Below are 16633 nucleotides of genomic sequence, written 5' to 3'. Positions count from 1 at the left end.
ACGCGTTATCGTCAATCAAAAGAACGGTACGGTTTCGTTGCTGGATATCACCACAGGCAAACCTCAAAAGCTGTTTAGCGTCCCCGATGTGAACACCATTGGACAAGCCGGCTTATTGGATGTTGCGCTCGCACCGAATGCCGATACGCAAAACCCGCAACTCTTCTTTACCTACAGCAAGCGCACAAGTAAAGGCAATACGGTGGCGTTAGCGACGGCGCAATTGCAAAACAATCAACTTGTGGGTTGGAACGATCTCTTTGTTGCTGATGCCATCACCGACACGGGTCGCCACTACGGCAGTCGAATTTCATTTGTAGACGATAAAGTTTACTTCTCAATCGGTGACCGTGGCGAACGTGATAATGGGCAAGACAGTCAAACCCATGCTGGTAGTATTGTGCGCCTTAACCTTGATGGTTCGGTTCCGCAAGACAACCCATTCAAACCTTCCGAAGCTCGTCCTGAGATATGGAGTTACGGGCACCGCAACCCACAAGGTATGTTTTACGACGAAGCAACAAAACAGCTGTGGTCTATTGAACATGGACCACGCGGCGGCGATGAAATTAATCTAATCAAGAAAGGCGCGAACTACGGCTGGGCTAAAGTCTCTCATGGTAAAGAATATTGGGGGCCGTTGGGCGTTGGGGAAGCTAAGTCGTTACCGGGAATGGAAGATCCCAAGCTGGTATACGTCCACGGAAAAATCATGAACATCCCCATCAATAAAGGCTTGCTAGCACCTTCAATAGGTACTCAGAATCCATGGCACACATCGCTCTTTTGTGCTTCACACTCGCTTTCAGAGTCGTTTCACTCTTGAGCATATTTAAACACGCTTGTCTGATCCTTGCGAAATTCTCTGCACTTTCTTCCGCGCGCTTACGACTCGAGTCTTCACCAAATGTGGTATCCAAGCTCCAATGCATCGACTCCACCAACCAATGTGAACGCGTTGCATTTAACAATTCTTTAGCATTTAAATCCTTCGAGCTGATGTAGTATTTCACCACTAATTCTGACTCTTTCGCTACTTCCTCTTCTTGCCTTATTGAAACCACAATACCCATGGTTTTAAGACCAGGCCATTCAAACTCAATATCACCTAAAACACTTAAATCTTTATTGGTCAATGCAAGCCTAGTTTCTTGTCTACCACGTGATTTCTCTTGCGTGCTGTAGGAGTCACCATCGTGGTTTTGAAACATGCTCATGTCAAAATAGTTATCGAACGCTTGCTCTAAACGACCTTGGTTACCTTTAACTGCTAAAAGATAGTCCGCGTCACTATCAAGTATCTTTTGTGCAATTTTTCTTTTGACAGCCCATCGCATCAATCGTAACTAAGCAGCCTGATATATCAAGCAGTTCAAGGAGCTTTGGAATGGCGGTGATCTCATTCGACTTCTGGTAAACTTTTTGTTGTCCGAGGCTCACGCCATTTTCAGTGGCAAACGCGTTGACCATATGGATAGCACCGAGTCCGCGAGAGTCATCGTAAGAGCCCCTCACCGTTTTACCGTCGATGGCAACCACCTCTCCTTTGGTCAACTCACAGCAATCTTTCATCCATTCAATAAAGCACTTCTGTAATCGAGTCGCACTTATCATTCCCATCGTTCTGGCTATGGTCGATGTTGAGGAACACCATGACTAAAATCACCGAATCGCTTCAAAAAATCTAGTCGAGCTTGACCGTAAAGACTGATCGCTTTCCAGTCATCTTGACCAGAAAGCACCGCGCAAATTGTTAACAAAATGATATCTGTTAACTTGTGCTCGACTTTGCCTTTTTGTCGGTAATCTGGGATAACATCGAAATGCATAAATGGGTGCTGGTTACTCATTGTTGGACCTCCAATTTGTCTATGGAGGTATTAAAAAACACTGAAAATGATCTACAAATCGATCTTCGGCCAATTGATTGTTGTGTGATTGCGCCAACTAGTGAAGTTCGAAAATTGAGAACTCAATGCGCCACGAACTCTTTAAACATGGGCATGTTCGTGAATTTTCCCTGTCGCACTACCACCATTTACCACACCATCTTGTTCACTGAAGATTGCAGGCACGTCTCCAAAGGCAAGTGAGCCAAAGCCAACGCCAGAAGCTGCATCTACCGCATTATTTCCATTAATCACACAACCTTGTACAAGGTTAATTGAAACATCAATCGTACCGCTCACTGACGCTCCATTCGCTTGCCAACTAAATGAGGTTAAGAGCAGAGGCATCATCAGATAAAATCTTTTCATATAAAGCTCCATTTTTACATTCCACTGTATATCGGTAACCTTTTTATTAGTTATAGCTCAATTATGACAAACCAAATGCATATAAAATGTAAAACAATAAAAAGAAGCAGGGTAAGGATAAAGACGAACAGAAAATAAAAACATTAAACTTAAAAATGACGATTTTTAAGCATGTAACGCTAAAAAATAACCACTAAAAACAAATGGTTATTATCTTATTCCAAATACAGAATTGACAATTAGTTAGAAGGTAGGGTGAAGTTGAGTGGAAAAAATCTAAAAAAAGTAGCAGAACGATACGAGAAGTTTAGAAAAGATTGGCGACCATTTCTTCCCGAAACAAAAATCTTCATGAAACAAAAATGCGCCCCAAAAAGGAGCGCATTTCTTACTTGAATAAGTTATTCCCAATCAAGAATAACTTTGCCTGACATACCGCTGCGCATTACATCGAAGCCTTCTTGGAAGTCATCAATCTTGTAGTGGTGCGTGATGATTGGCGATAGATCCAGACCAGATTGGATCAGTGAAGCCATCTTGTACCAAGTTTCGAACATGTTGGGCATGATAGGATAAAAAGTATTAATTATCAAGATCTTACAACCCAACCAGATTTCTATGGGACCGATTTGGGACGTTTTGATTCACTCTTTAAAGTTGACGACTCTAAGCCAATACACTGCCCCTATTATTATAGAGTACGCTCAACATCAAGCCAAACCTCACAATACCCGGAAGTTATCCCTAAGCTGGATCTGTCGCGACCGACTCACGAAACAGAAAGCTCGTTATCGTAAGAAAGTTTTTGTCGAGTAGACGACACTTGTTACCAAGTGCCGCCCCTCTAAGAACCGTACGTGCAACTTTCACTGCATACGGCTCAAGCCTCCACTAAGGCATCATTGATACCCAGCAACTTATAACGCAGTCGGGACAGGCTCTTTCCAAGAGTTACGAGCTAGCCTTTTAGATTTTCTCTTCACCAGATATTCTTGGTATTGAGGGTCAAAAGGGGTCGCAGCACTCCTAATTTTTACGTGTCTTTCGATAGGCACTTTCGCTATTTGGAACAGATTGAAGTGACAGTCCATGTTCATGATTTTCTGCCAACCGTGAAATTGCCACTGGCCTTTACGATTGAGAAAATACTTGTGCACAACCCAGTCTTTGGACTTGGTTGGATGACGTCTAACTGCCCAGTGCCATAACGCTTGGAATAGTTTATGGCCGACATACCCGAATACTTGTTTAGCAACACAGTGGCGATAGTAATTCGCCCATCCCCTAAGTTTCGGATTTATCAACTTGATAAGATCGTTAACAGGGATGGTTGCGTGCTTTTTAATAACTTCACGTAGATTTCTAAGGAATAACAGCGTATTGGATTTGCTCGGTTTAATGAGCAATTTCCCTTTGTACTTCCTGTGATTGAAACCCAGAAAGTCAAAGCCATCATCAATATGAGTGACCTTCGTTTTTTCTTCGGAGAGGGTTAACCCTCTTTCTGCCAAAAAGCCAGCAATCAACGGTTTGATATCGTTCACTAGCACTTCCTTTGAAGAGCAGGTGACCACAAAATCATCCGCATAACCGATAAAGTTGGCCCTAGCACCCATTTTCAGAGCTGTAGATTTTATTTGTTGCTCTATTCCCGCGAGAGTCATTAGCATCAAGGTTGGAGATATTATTCCACCTTGAGGTGTACCTTCTTCGGTATCGTAGAACAGCCCCTTATCTACATAGCCAGATTTTAACCATTGCTCTAACATTCGTTTATCTACAATGATATTGTCCATCAGCCATTTATGCCCGATTTTGTCGAAGCAAGCCTTAATATCTCCCTCAAGAACCCATTTCGCGGATTGCTTTAGAGCTAAACATTTGAAGCACTGACTGACAGCGTCAGCCGTGCTGCGATTTGGTCTAAAACCATAGCTATTGAGGTCGGCAAACGTTTCGGACACAGGCTCTAATGCAAGAAGGTGGAGGGCTTGTTGCGCTCTATCAATCATGCATGGAATACCCAGTGGCCTGAGCTTACCGTTCTTTTTGGGAATATAGATACGTTTGAGTGGTTTTGCGGAGTAAGCCTTGCGACTCAGTTGATCGACTGCTTTCATACGGCGTGCATCTGTGTTCCAGATGACACCGTCTATTCCAGGCGTTTTACTGCCTTTATTCTGAGAGACTCGCTTAACCGCGAGAAGCTTGGCTGAGCGAGAATGAGTCAAGAGCCACTGTAAAGACTTCACCTTACCGTATTTCTTTTCTCTAGTTGCTTTTGCGATACGCATTTGAAGCTTCAATACGTGTACTTCAACGGATTTCCAGTCGATGGACTGCCATTGATCGCCGTCAGAAGATGCACTAATCTCTTTCGAGATCACCATTTGCTTTTCTCCTTGAATAAAGTTCTTCAAATTCTCTCGCAATGGAAGACCAGTCGGAAGTGGGCTCACTTTCGTGATCAGACATAAGTCTGTATCTGCATCATTACAATGTAGCTTTCGCTTTTTCCGACCTCCTATACCTGCACCACTATCGGCCACAAAGGCTTTCCCAAAGGGAGTGATACAGGCTTACCCTGTTCCGTATGTTGCGTAAAATGTCGGGTTAGATGCCCACTATAGTGCGGAGAGTGCAGTGACCACGAAAAAGTACTGTCCAACCTCTTTCCAACTCTCATTGCCTTTTGGCTACAGCGTAATAACCACTTCCGCTGCTTCATCATATAACGCACCTTGAATGGATTCACATATGTTCATCATACTGACTACCTAGCACTTACCCGAATTGTGGTTTTCAGGAGGAACGTCCTCTCACGATTCTTTTCCCACTCAGCCCAACGGCCAAGTTTCGTTACATTGTCCGAGCCGCTGCTTTATTCAGGCTCGTAGGTTCATCTGGTGATACAGACGGTTCACTCATAAAGCGGTGAACAACGCTTCATACGACTTCAGGTCGCACGGACAGAAATGGTTTAGAGTATTTACTTAAATTAGCAAAGGACGAATAACTTCTGGTATGGAAACTCAGTGTCCAATCTAACAGGAGCAATTTAGTTAATAGAAATGCAGCTTCATCGCGACGCTCTATATGTATTGGCTTAACAAAGGTGCTGCCAGCTTCAATGCAATACCACACATGATGCATGAAATCGCAGAATCTAAAATTCGCCATGTTCTTGGCTTACTAAAAAGTGGGATCAACTTGTTAGCCAAATACACTAATCCATAAAACCAGCCCCCTGATGCGATCAGTGCCCCTATAACAAACAATAGTTTTTCATCAGGTTCCATTTGAGCAGTCACGCCCCCGAGTATCACCACCGTATCCAGATATACATGTGGATTTAAAAAAGTGATAGCCATCGCCATTAAAACGACTTTTAACCAACTCTGGGCAATGTCCGAATTTTCCAACTCTAGGTGACTTGAACCTTTCCAAGCTGATTTTGCAGATTGGTAGCCATACCAGAAAGCTTGGATTGGGCGATTGCGCAGCACGCTTCGACATTGAACCTGAAATCGCACGTGGTGCCGACTCAGTATCGTGATTTGTTGGACGATGCGTTGGCTCAAATTGGCTATCGTCTGCGTGTAGACACACTGGTGCACCCTGCTGAATTGACGCCGGGCGCGACCATGACGGTTCAGGCCTTGCTTGTGAACGAAGGGAACGCGCCACCGTATCAGCACCATTATCTGGCGTATCGATTGGTGAATGAGGACGAAGAAACCGCGTTTTTCAACGTCTCAACCGCAGATGTCATGCGTTGGCTGCCGGGTGAACACGCGACCTCCAGCAGTTTCACTTTGCCTGAAACGATCCCCACCGGCCATTACTACCTTGAGTTGGCCTTGGTCGATCGCCATGCTGAGGCAGAAGTGAATCTGGCCAATGAAGGGTTGCAGGCGTCGGGCTGGTATCGCTTATCTGACGTGACCATTCGTTAGGTCGACAGCCTTCGCCATGCTGTGGTGCGATAGACAGCAGCAAACGAAAAGCGAAAGTGACAGAAGAAAAGCGGGCAATGCCCGCTTTTTTGTACGTTGAGCGTTGAAACGACTTTCTTTGAAGACGCCTTTTTGGGGTTGGAAGACTAAGCCAGTGCTTGCGCCAGCAAGCTGACCGGGTGAATGGTTTCCAGCGCGGTGTTCTCTTCGATTTGCCATTTACAGGTTTCGCAGTCGGTGATCGCAAAATCTGCATCGGAGGCTTTGATCGAGTCAAACAGGTGCGAGCCGATTTTCATCGACACGTCATAGTTCTCTTCTTTAAAGCCATAGGTGCCCGCCAAACCGCAGCATTCGCTATCGAGGACAATCAGTTCTAGGCCCGGAATCATGCGCAGTAACTCAATGGTAAACATCACGTTGCCACTGCGTTCCAAGTGACAAGGCGTGTGATAAACCACTTTGAGGTTGACCGGTTTCATTTTCGGCGCATTGCCATTCATAAACTCTTTCAGCAGGAAGCGCGTGACGTATTCAATGTCGTTGGACACTTGGCTGTTGTCGACGCCGAGCACATGCGGGTATTCCTGTTGCAGCGTGAACGAGCAAGTTGAGGAGGTTGAAATCACTTTGGTGTGATATTCATTGACCGCAGTTTCCATGTTCTTCACGTTCAGCAATGCGTTTTTACGCGCTTTGTCATGAAAACCGTTGGCAATCAAAGGCACGCCGCAGCATTTCTCGTTGTTCAGCAAGCGCACGCCAATATTCATCGCATTCAACACCTTCACCAGATCTTTGCCCAATTGTGGGTGGTTGTAGTTGACGTAGCAGCCATGAAAGTAGGTGACTTGGCGCTGATACAGCGGCTGGCTGGTGCAATTTTGTTTAAACCAGCGACGGAACGTGCCGTGCGAGTATTTCGGCAACGCTTTGTGGTCATGCACGCCGATGGTTTTGTGCATGATTTTTTTCACCAATGGCATCGATGTGGCGAAGTTCACCACTGGTGCAAATGGCGTGGCCAGTGAGCCGAACAGGTCGGTGTGGCTCAGCACGTAGTCACGCATCAGTTTCGGATTGAGCGGTTTCTTGCCATGTTTACCCCGCGCGACGGCGATGATGTCGCCGATTTTCACCCCAGAAGGACACGCGGTTTCGCAGCGTTTGCAGTTGGTGCAGTATTTAAGCGCTTCGTCGTAATATTCCGGGTTTTTAATGCGCAGGCGCTCGCCATCCGGCCCGCACTGTTTCGGGCCTGGGTAATCTGGGTTGGCTTTTGCCACGGGGCAGTACACCGTGCAGACGGTGCATTTAATACATTGGTCAAAGCTGGTATTCAGAGGAGCAGCTTTTGAAAATGGCGCGTTCATGCGAGCACCTCCTGATCGAATGGGTTAGGGTGAGACGCTGACAATTGAGGTTCTAGGCATTGCATGATGGCGTGGTAGGCGGTGCCAATCGCGACGCCGCCACCGCACCCTTCAAACACGGGATCGTATCCCGACAACATGGAGCCGCAGCAGTACAAGTTTTTAATGGTGACGCCGCTGCGCTGTGGGTTCAATTGCGCGTTGGTTTCGACACCGAATGCCATAAAAGGGTGTGAACGGTCGGCAAAGAAGGCCGGATTGCGCCAATCAACGCGTGCTGGTTTATGCGTCACTTGCAAGCCAAAGATCGGTTCTTGGATGGCGTGTTGCTCGGCATGCAACCCTTGGCTGAAATAGCTGCCGGTTGCCATGATGTAGTTGTCAGCGCTGATGGCCATGTCGCGCAGGTTTTGCGTTTGCAGGCTAACCAGACGCTCGCCGTCAAACGTGCCGTTGACCACTTTGTCGCCTTTGAGGTGAATGCCACCCAGCAGCAGGAAGGTGCGACTGAGCGCCTCTTCAATGCGAATACCCAGCAGCGATGGTGGCATGGTCGGCACTTCGTGAAATTGCAGTTGCGTGGTGTCGCGTAGCTTCGTTAGCAGCGTTAGGCCATCGCCGTTGCCCATGATCGCGGGCATGATCACCAAGTCGTTGCGATTGGCTGCACGCATCAAACCATCGCATAGCGCGGTCCACGCGGCATCGTGTTTTAGCAAACGTGCAATGTCGATTGAGCGCAGCTCATTTGGGTTGCGGCGGTATCCGTCAAACCCCGGAATCGACAGGGTGACCGTGTGAATCGGCACACCTTGAAAATCAGGATGCTGGTGAAGGTTATCTTTCAGCATTTGTGGCTGAAAATCGCGATAGCCATCGATCGAAACCACCACAATACGCTCAAACGAAACTTCTTGGCGGTGTTGGTAAACAAATGGCTGCGATAGCCAAGTCGCTTTGAGTGTGCCAAGCGGCGTGATGCGCCCGTGATTGGCCAAATCATCTTGATGCGATAGCGGCACGTTCGCGGTGGCGAGCGTTTGACGAAACCATTCCAGCCCTTTTTGCAGCGTGCTACGACCCACCGTGTTGTACGGATGGGACGGCGCTTGTTGCTGTAATGCGTCGAGGGCATCAAACGGGTGGGTGACCGCGCTGCCATCTGGTAATTTCGCCAGCACATCAATGGAGCCGGAAGAGAAATGTAACGCGCTTTGACCCTGATTGATGAGCACGGTTTTTTTGCCAGCTTGCAGGCTGCGAATTGCAGCGGTATAACCCGCAATGCCCCCGCCGATCACGGCCACATCATAATGCATCATAATTCCGCCTCCTGTTTTTGTTGTTCTGCTTGAGGGTGTTCTGATTGAGCGGGCTGGGGCAGGTCGCTGGCACCGAGTAATCCTTCGTAAATCCAATAGCTGAATTCCGCTTCGCGCAGCGCATCACCCCAGAAAATGGGTTTGATGCCTTTCCAGCGCTCTTCTAGAAAATCGACCAACAATTCACTCGATTGACAGCCATCGACCTGACCATATTCGGAAAACAGGCTGGCCGCACGGTAGATGCACAGTTCGCCCTGACAAGGGCCCATGCCTAAGCGAGTGCGGCGGCGCAGATCGACCAAGTTGTTGACGTCGAGCTGTTTAATCGCGTATTCAATTTCGCCCGCAGTGACCATTTCACATTCACAAATAATCGCTTGGCTCTTGGCATCGTCAGACAAGAATTGCGTGGCGCGTTCACCATGGCGATAAATGGCGGATTCATACACCGGTTTGGCGATGCTGGCGGTTTTCTTGATGGCTTTTGGCGTTTCGTTTGACCCCGGCAGTGGGCGCGTGTGGGTTTCGCACGCCTGAGTGTTGCCCAGTTTCTTCGCCACTAAGTCGGTCGCCCATTCCGCCATTAAGCGGTAGGTCATCAGTTTGCCGCCGGTAATGGTGGTGAGGCCTTTGAGGCCGTCGCGCTCTTGGTGATCGAGCAAAACGATGCCGCGGCTGATATTCCGGCCACTGCCATCGTCATCTACCGAAACCAAAGGACGTACCCCCGCGTAGGCACGCAGTACGCGCGTATTGGCCATGATCGGCGCAAGTTTCGCGCCTTCTGCCAACAGCACATCCACGTCACGTTCGGTGACGTGCAAGTTGTCGATCTGGTCGTAATCAATGTGTTCGGACGTGGTGCCGATAAGTGAAATGGTGTCGCCGGGCACCAGAATGTCGGCATCGGAAGGTTTACGGCAACGGTTGATCACCAAGTTATTGATGCGGTAATCGAGGATCAACAGAGAGCCTTTGGCAGGGAACATCTTGATGTTGAGGTCGGCATATTCGCAGATATGTTGTCCCCAAATGCCCGCGGCGTTGATCACTTCTTTGGCAAAGATTTCAAACTGTTGGTTGGTGCCCAATTGCAAACAGCGTACACCGAGTATGGTATCGCCTTGGCGAATCAAACTGGTGACGATGGTGCGGTTGAACATGCGCGCGCCGTGCTCTTTGGCATCAAGGACGTTCGAGGCACATAAACGGAACGGATCCAGCGTGCCGTCGGGCACTTTCACCGCACCGATCAGCGCCGGGTTCACGTTCGGTTCGAGCGCGAGTGCTTCTTTTGGCGTTAAACGGGTCGCTTCGATACCGGCATTGCCGCAAGCCTGAATAAAGGTGTCTTGAAAGCTGAGTTCGTCTTCAGGCAGAGTAATGAATAGGCCGTCAGTCGCTTCCACACAATGGCGAGCGATGCGTTTGAGCGTTTGGTTTTCTTGAATGCATTCTTTGGCCGATTCTGCATCAGTGACGGCATAGCGCGCACCAGAGTGCAGCAAGCCGTGGTTACGACCCGTGGTGCCGGAGGCGATGTCATCTTTCTCTAACAGAATGCACGCGATGCCTCGCAATGCGCAGTCTCGCATGATGCCTGTGCCGGTCGCGCCGCCGCCAATGATGACAACGTCGGTTTCCATTCGTTGATAAGCCGTCATGACCTTTACCTTATGCAACTTTAATAAACTTACAACTAGTATGTTTTTTTTTATCATTTACGTTCGATATATTGCTCACAAAAGCGCGAACGAGCGTTAAATTGATAGTTTTGGTGATTGTTTCGTGTGGGTGTGGAGAAATTAACCAACAATGTTGCTGGTATTTAACAGGGTTAGGCACATATTTGTTACATGTAAATCGATGAAAACAGGAATAAATTCGCTAACGAGCTGGTCTGATGTGCAAGCGGAGTCAAGAACGTTGTTGGTAAATGAAAACGTATGATGCCTTGTTTAATAAGCAATTGCTCAGTTTATTAGGGTTTTCTTGATTAGAAAATGGCGCGATAAAAACTAACCCTACTGATGAAATGATCAAAATGATGCGCCAATTAACAAAAAACGAGTTTGACATTAACAAACCTGTGCTCGAACGCTCATAAATTTCCTTGTTCGATTTTCGAGAGTGCTCTTCTGTGGTCAGATTTGCCCACACAAAGTTTGTGTACATAACTATAAACAGGACTCTTACTTATGACTCGAACAAAACAACATACTCTTTTAGGAGAGTGTATCGCGGAGTTTATCGGCACCGGACTGCTGATTTTCTTCGGTGTGGGTTGTGTGGCAGCACTCGTGCTGACTAGCGCACAATTTGGTCAATGGGAAATCAGTATCATGTGGGGCATGGGCGTTGCCATCGCCATCTACTGTACAGCTGGTGTCTCAGGGGCTCACATTAACCCCGCGGTAACGATCGCTCTGGCCGCTTTCCATGGTTTTGATAAAGCGAAAGTGGTTCCTTATATTGTGGCGCAAGTGCTGGGTGCCTTCTGCTCGGCAGCATTGGTTTACGGCTTGTACAGCAACCTTTTTACCGATTACGAAATCGCGCACAATTTTGTACGTAGCAGCCAAGAAGCATTGGCCACTGCGGGTATCTTCTCGACGTATCCGAATGCTGCCTTGTCGTTTGGCGGTGCGTTCGCGGTCGAATTTACCATTACAGCCGTACTGATGTTTGCGATTTTGGCACTGGGCGACGAAAACAACGGTGCACACCGTAATGCGCTGAACCCACTGTTGATCGGTATTCTGATTGCAATCATCGGCGGCTCGCTTGGTCCACTGACTGGTTTTGCGATGAACCCAGCGCGTGACTTCGGTCCGAAGCTGTTCGCTTACCTGGCCGGTTGGGATTATGCACTGAGCGGCGCCAAAGATATCCCATATTTCATCGTCCCGATTGCAGCGCCAATCTTGGGTGCATGTTTTGGTGCGTGGGCATATCCGAAATTTATCGCGGTTTATCTTCCAACCGTGGGAACGGGCTGTACTATCCCGAACCAGTGTGATGACGTGGAAGAAAGTGAACAATCACACGTCTAAAATGAAAGTAATTCGAAGTTAGCAAGAACGTGAAACTATAAGGAATAAACCATGACTGAGCAGAAATATGTGGTTGCATTAGATCAGGGCACCACCAGCTCGCGAGCTGTTGTATTCGACCACGATGCAAATATTGTGAGCGTTTCTCAGCGTGAATTCACTCAAATCTACCCAGAAGCGGGTTGGGTTGAGCATGATCCAATGGAAATCTACGCGACGCAAAGTTCAACGCTGGTTGAAGCGCTGGGCAAAGCGGGGATCCGTAGTGATGAAGTCGCGGCGATTGGTATTACCAACCAACGTGAAACCACCATCGTTTGGGACAAAGAAACGGGCAAACCGATTTACAACGCGATTGTATGGCAATGTCGCCGTACGGCTGAAATCTGTGAAGAGCTGAAAGCGCGTGACGGGCTAGAAGAGTACATTCGCGAAAACACCGGCTTGGTGCTTGACCCGTACTTCTCGGGCACCAAAATCAAGTGGATTCTGGACAACGTCGAAGGCGCACGCGAAGCCGCTGAATCGGGAAAACTACTGTTTGGTACCGTCGATACATGGTTGGTGTGGAAAATGACCCAAGGTCGCGTACACGTGACTGATTACACCAACGCATCGCGTACCATGCTGTTTAACATCAACTCACTGCAGTGGGATGAGAAGATCCTGAAAGAGTTCGGCATTCCGCTGGCAATGATGCCAGAAGTGAAGCGCTCTTCAGAAGTGTACGGCCAAACCAACATCGGTGGTAAAGGCGGTACGCGTATTCCAATCGCAGGGATTGCGGGTGACCAACAAGCGGCGCTGTACGGCCAAATGTGTGTGAAAGCGGGTCAAGCGAAAAACACCTACGGCACAGGCTGCTTCCTGCTGATGAACACCGGTCAGGAAAAAGTGACGTCAAGAAATGGTCTGCTGACGACTCTGGCTTGTGGTCCGAAAGGCGAACCGGCTTACGCACTGGAAGGTGCAGTATTCATGGGCGGCGCTTCTATTCAGTGGCTGCGTGATGAGCTAAAACTGATCTTTGATGCGCACGACTCAGAATACTTCGCCACCAAAGTAGACACGTCAAACGGTGTGTACGTGGTGCCTGCATTCACGGGCCTTGGCGCACCATATTGGGATGCTTACGCACGTGGCACCATTGTGGGCCTGACTCGCGGCGTGAACTCAAATCACATCATCCGTGCAACGTTGGAAAGTATTGCTTACCAAACTCGTGACGTCCTAGATGCGATGCAAGCAGACTCCGGCATTCGCCTGTCTGCACTGCGTGTGGATGGCGGTGCGGTTGCCAACAACTTCCTGATGCAGTTCCAATCTGATGTGTTGGATACCGAAGTACATCGTCCAAAAGTCACTGAAGTCACAGCACTGGGTGCCGCTTATTTGGCGGGCTTGGCTGTTGGTTTCTGGGATGACTTGGAAGAACTGAAAGATAAAGCCGAAATTGATCGCAGTTTTGAACCTCTCCACGATGAAGAGAAACGTCAACGTCGTTACAAAGGTTGGAAACGCGCGGTGAAATGTGCGCAAGCATGGGCTGAGTTACATCACGAAGAAGAGTAATGTAACAACCATTGTGTGAATGACCGTTTCTTCGTAGGGGGGAAGCGGTTATCGGGGAAAAGTAAAAGCCCGGGCAATTGCCCGGGCTTTTTTTACACGTCTTTTTTTATTTTTATTTAAGCGGCGTTTTGCACACCTTGGGGTGTGAAGCCCAACGGTACGGTTTCGTACGTTAAGCATTAAATCAAACAGTTAGAACGGTATGACGCTTAGGTATACTTATAAGTCACACGTAAAAATTGACACGAAAAGTAGATTTGTCATAACCTATTTGTCACACTTGTTTAGATCATAATCTAAATGTCACTTTGAGGGGCTTATGTACATCTTTGGATACTTAAGAGCATCAACCTCTGATCAGAATGCAAAACGTGCTCAAGGTGCTTTACAGGAGTTTGCACAGCAAAAGGGCTTTCGAATAGCAGGTTGGTATATTGAGAATGAATCGGGAGCCTCATTACAAAGACCTGAATTACTCCGATTACTTGATGATGCTGCAATTGGTGATGCGATCATAATAGAGCAAATTGATCGTCTTTCTCGACTTGATGAAGAAAGTTGGTTCAAATTAAAAGAAATGCTGAACCAAAAGGAACTTAAGGTAATCAGTATCGATTTACCAACTAGCCATATCGCTTTTGCGCCACACATTCCCGACGAGTTCACTCGTTCGATGATCAGGGCTATTAATGGGATGATGATGGATATGCTCGCTGCAATTGCACGAAAAGATTACCAAGATCGACGGCGGCGGCAAGCTGAAGGGATCATGAAGGCTCGAGAAGAGGGAAAATATCGAGGAAGACAAGCAGATCTCCAGATTCATGAAAAAATCTATCAGTTAAGAGTTATCAATGGGTTAAGTATCAGTGATACCGCTAAATTGACGAATGTGTCCACTAGAACGGTAATTCGGGTGGCTAAGAAGTTAGCAAGTGAGCGTTCATTGGGATAAGAAGCTTAACGTTTCTGTTCCTTATGGGCTCTAGTCCCCTAAACAAGAAATGCCCCAAAGTTTGTTTCGTCAAAAAGAACAGGATTGTTACTGGTTGAATTTTGACCAAGTATAACTAGTACGAAAAATGGGCATCATTGTGCTGTTCTTGTTTCAAGCGCACTCGCTGACTTTTGCCCTGTAAATCAAGTTCAAAGTGTCACAAACTTTCAAAACGTTAGGTATAGATTTCTTATTAAAACCGTTGCTAACGCTTTCTAGGTAACAGGAAGCCTGATTTTTGATAGCTAACTTACGGATTTACCATAGTAGGAATAACCTGCACTTAAAAAAGCCTCCCGAATGGGAAGCTTTTTGGTTGTGATAGCTCATTCGTAGCAAGCTACTAGAAGTTATATCTCATACCAACTGTCACACCTTGAATGTTGATATCTACACCATCAAATTCAGCAGACCTGTATCTGTAGCCGATAGCAAGGTCTACATTGTCAAGCATGTAACCTACTTCCAATCCTGCTTGATAAGAGAACTTGGATTCTGATTCAGATATACCGAAGACGTTGGCTTCGCCCTTTAATGAACCAACGCCAAGAATGAGTGCGCTATATAATTTATTACCTTTATCTATAAACTTAGGGCGTGCGTTAATATAAAAGGCATCACCTTTAACACTGGCATCTTCATTAAATTCAGCTTCACCAAAATGTTGGTATTCTAACTCCACACCTAAATCTACATTAGGGTGAACTGCAAAATTATAACCAGCATACACACCTCCACCTAAGTCGTTGCTTTCATCAATAGTTGCAATACCAGCATCTAACTCAGTATTGTGACCTACAAGTAAATTGCCGCCGACATAAAAATGGTCTACCTCGTTTGCACTTGCACTTGCACTTGCACTTAAGAGTGCTAGTAAAATCAGTTTTTTCACTTTAAGTCCTTATAGTTGATTTGGAGATATTATGCATGCATGGGAGTATCGTTAATAGCGAATATTTAACGTAACGCTCGTTGTGCGCATCAAGCCAAAGCCTAATCTTGAGGCAATCCTTTTAGCTAGCGCTATCTTAACCGAAGCGCTAGCTCTCCCAAACTCACTTTGCCATACAAAAAGTAATTTATGAATTGCTAATTTAAGTAGATGCTCTAGCTGATTTCTGTCCAGAAGCGACTTACCAATCCAATTAAAATTTCACTCTCACCGCATAACTATTATTAACGTCACATGAGTTATATTTGGGTAAATTACGACTGATTGAAATCGCAAATTTGTTAGACGAAACCAATAATGGGGCATAAATGAGTTAGAGCCGAAGGACGGCTCTGTGCCAATTGCAGACATTAGCAACGCCTGAGCTCAGGTGCATTTGAGACAACGCCTGCTTTTGCGTTAGCAAAAAAGTGGGTGGCGGATCAAATGTCATCTGCAGAGACTTTTTAGGCAGCGTTCACCGTATTCTAGGAACGAGCGTTTACGAGGCACGTGCCGAACTGGCCTTTATGACTTTTGTAAACAACAAAAAAATATTTGGATCAAACTTCGTGTCCACTTCATGCTTCAAGATATTCATAGTTTCAAGGTGCGATTTAGCCATGCGGTATGGCCTGCTAGTCGTCAGTGCATCATACGCATCAATGATCGAAAGTATTCGACTACTCAGGGGAATATCGGCACCAGCCAGTCCGTCCGGGTATCCGCTTCCATCAAATGCTTCATGATGATGTCTGACAATAGACGCGACCTCGTCTCTGTTTGTCAGGAATGTCTCACTAATTATTCTCTCACCGATAACCGAGTGAGCCTTTATCTCTTCCCTTTCATCAGGTGTGAGCTTTCCAGGCTTCGAGAGAACAGTATCACGAACTCCAATCTTACCCACGTCGTGTAATTGACTGGCAATACGCAAGTCATCTAATGAGGGGGCACTCAAATCGGCCGCACGCCCCACTTCCAACGCAAGCGCACAGACGCGGTCACAATGGCCTCTAGTATACGCATCGCGCGCGCACAATGCCGTAATGAGTGATGGGTAAGCATTTTCTTGATCTGGTGCGAGGGCAAAAGCCATTGAATATCTCTCCTTGTTCAGCAACGCCTAACAATTTAATAGTGCGCTCATCACGCATATTTTTGCTGA

General features: G+C 47.0%; 11 protein-coding genes and 4 pseudogenes. 5 read left to right on the top strand and 10 right to left on the bottom strand.

The genetic code is table 11. The features are described from left to right. Positions 1–700, top strand: a pseudogene (locus tag R7Z10_RS18865) (PQQ-dependent sugar dehydrogenase); the annotation flags it as partial. Positions 701–725: 25 nt separating this feature from the next. Here the strand turns inward: R7Z10_RS18865 and R7Z10_RS18860 are convergent. From R7Z10_RS18860 to R7Z10_RS18840, 5 genes and pseudogenes are all read right to left on the bottom strand, one after another. Further along, positions 726–1850: pseudogene (locus R7Z10_RS18860) on the bottom strand (ISAs1 family transposase). A 168-nt stretch (positions 1851–2018) separates the two neighbouring features. After that, positions 2019–2270 (bottom strand): annotated as a pseudogene (locus R7Z10_RS18855) (SCPU domain-containing protein); the annotation flags it as partial. A 389-nt stretch (positions 2271–2659) separates the two neighbouring features. Then, positions 2660–2815 (bottom strand): annotated as a pseudogene (tdh, locus tag R7Z10_RS18850) (L-threonine 3-dehydrogenase); the annotation flags it as partial. A gap of 360 nt (positions 2816–3175) precedes the next feature. Then, complete coding sequence (gene ltrA, locus R7Z10_RS18845; protein WP_031848075.1) at positions 3176–4648, bottom strand: group II intron reverse transcriptase/maturase; 1473 nt, start codon at positions 4646–4648, stop codon at positions 3176–3178. Between the two features lie 702 nt (positions 4649–5350). Beyond that, a complete protein-coding gene (locus tag R7Z10_RS18840; protein ID WP_025589760.1) occupies positions 5351–5764 on the bottom strand; it encodes a LysE/ArgO family amino acid transporter in 414 nt (137 codons plus the stop codon). On the opposite strand from R7Z10_RS18840, the gene R7Z10_RS18835 reads away from it, so the two are divergent. After that, a complete protein-coding gene (locus R7Z10_RS18835; RefSeq protein ID WP_025594143.1) occupies positions 5741–6214 on the top strand; it encodes a DUF4832 domain-containing protein in 474 nt (157 codons plus the stop codon). The genes R7Z10_RS18840 and R7Z10_RS18835 overlap by 24 nt on opposite strands. A 146-nt stretch (positions 6215–6360) precedes the next feature. Here the strand turns inward: R7Z10_RS18835 and glpC are convergent, their stop codons facing one another. From glpC to glpA, 3 genes are read right to left on the bottom strand one after another with little or no spacing between them, the layout of a single operon-like run. After that, positions 6361–7587, bottom strand: coding sequence for an anaerobic glycerol-3-phosphate dehydrogenase subunit GlpC (gene glpC, locus R7Z10_RS18830; RefSeq protein WP_004726856.1), 1227 nt, complete (start codon positions 7585–7587; stop codon positions 6361–6363). Further along, entirely contained in the window at positions 7584–8909 is a 1326-nt protein-coding gene (gene glpB, locus R7Z10_RS18825; protein ID WP_014257458.1) for a glycerol-3-phosphate dehydrogenase subunit GlpB, read from the bottom strand. Before glpB ends, glpC begins: the two co-directional genes overlap by 4 nt. Beyond that, positions 8906–10576 carry an anaerobic glycerol-3-phosphate dehydrogenase subunit A gene (gene glpA, locus R7Z10_RS18820; RefSeq protein ID WP_025594253.1) on the bottom strand — a complete coding sequence of 557 codons (1671 nt, stop codon included), beginning with the start codon at positions 10574–10576 and terminating at the stop codon, positions 8906–8908. The genes glpB and glpA overlap by 4 nt, the downstream gene beginning before the upstream one ends. Positions 10577–11110: 534 nt before the next feature. Between glpA and R7Z10_RS18815 the strand changes: the two genes are divergently transcribed. The 3 genes from R7Z10_RS18815 (at position 11111) to R7Z10_RS18805 (ending at position 14492) form a co-directional block, all read left to right on the top strand. Continuing rightward, positions 11111–11965, top strand: a complete 855-nt coding sequence (locus R7Z10_RS18815; protein WP_161755289.1) for an MIP/aquaporin family protein — start codon at positions 11111–11113, stop codon at positions 11963–11965. Between the two features lie 51 nt (positions 11966–12016). Beyond that, on the top strand, positions 12017–13537 hold the full coding sequence (gene glpK, locus R7Z10_RS18810) for a glycerol kinase GlpK (protein ID WP_161755291.1): 1521 nt from the start codon (positions 12017–12019) through the stop codon (positions 13535–13537). 319 nt (positions 13538–13856) lie between these two features. After that, entirely contained in the window at positions 13857–14492 is a 636-nt protein-coding gene (locus R7Z10_RS18805; protein ID WP_258512333.1) for a recombinase family protein, read from the top strand. Positions 14493–14877: 385 nt separating this feature from the next. Here R7Z10_RS18805 and R7Z10_RS18800 read toward each other — a convergent pair whose 3' ends face one another. After that, positions 14878–15426, bottom strand: coding sequence for an outer membrane protein (locus R7Z10_RS18800; protein WP_025594094.1), 549 nt, complete (start codon positions 15424–15426; stop codon positions 14878–14880). 541 nt (positions 15427–15967) lie between these two features. Then, the gene (locus R7Z10_RS18795; protein ID WP_004589546.1) at positions 15968–16564 is read right to left on the bottom strand and encodes an HD-GYP domain-containing protein; all 597 of its coding nucleotides are present in this window, start codon (positions 16562–16564) and stop codon (positions 15968–15970) included. Positions 16565–16633 lie beyond the last annotated feature (69 nt).

Source organism: Vibrio sp. Vb1018 (genome assembly GCF_033338775.1).
Taxonomy (GTDB): domain Bacteria; phylum Pseudomonadota; class Gammaproteobacteria; order Enterobacterales; family Vibrionaceae; genus Vibrio; species Vibrio alginolyticus.
Note: the sequence above shows the minus strand (reverse complement) of the source record. Positions and strands in the feature narration are given on the sequence as shown.

What these genes read in the sequence shown, in the direction of transcription:
- ltrA (WP_031848075.1), bottom strand. Translation starts at nt 4,648, where the DNA reads ATGGTGATCTCGAAAGAGATTAGTGCATCTTCTGACGGCGATCAATGG.
- glpC (WP_004726856.1), bottom strand. Translation starts at nt 7,587, where the DNA reads ATGAACGCGCCATTTTCAAAAGCTGCTCCTCTGAATACCAGCTTTGAC.
- glpB (WP_014257458.1), bottom strand. Translation starts at nt 8,909, where the DNA reads ATGATGCATTATGATGTGGCCGTGATCGGCGGGGGCATTGCGGGTTAT.
- glpA (WP_025594253.1), bottom strand. Translation starts at nt 10,576, where the DNA reads ATGACGGCTTATCAACGAATGGAAACCGACGTTGTCATCATTGGCGGC.
- R7Z10_RS18815 (WP_161755289.1), top strand. Translation starts at nt 11,111, where the DNA reads ATGACTCGAACAAAACAACATACTCTTTTAGGAGAGTGTATCGCGGAG.
- glpK (WP_161755291.1), top strand. Translation starts at nt 12,017, where the DNA reads ATGACTGAGCAGAAATATGTGGTTGCATTAGATCAGGGCACCACCAGC.
- R7Z10_RS18805 (WP_258512333.1), top strand. Translation starts at nt 13,857, where the DNA reads ATGTACATCTTTGGATACTTAAGAGCATCAACCTCTGATCAGAATGCA.
- R7Z10_RS18795 (WP_004589546.1), bottom strand. Translation starts at nt 16,564, where the DNA reads ATGGCTTTTGCCCTCGCACCAGATCAAGAAAATGCTTACCCATCACTC.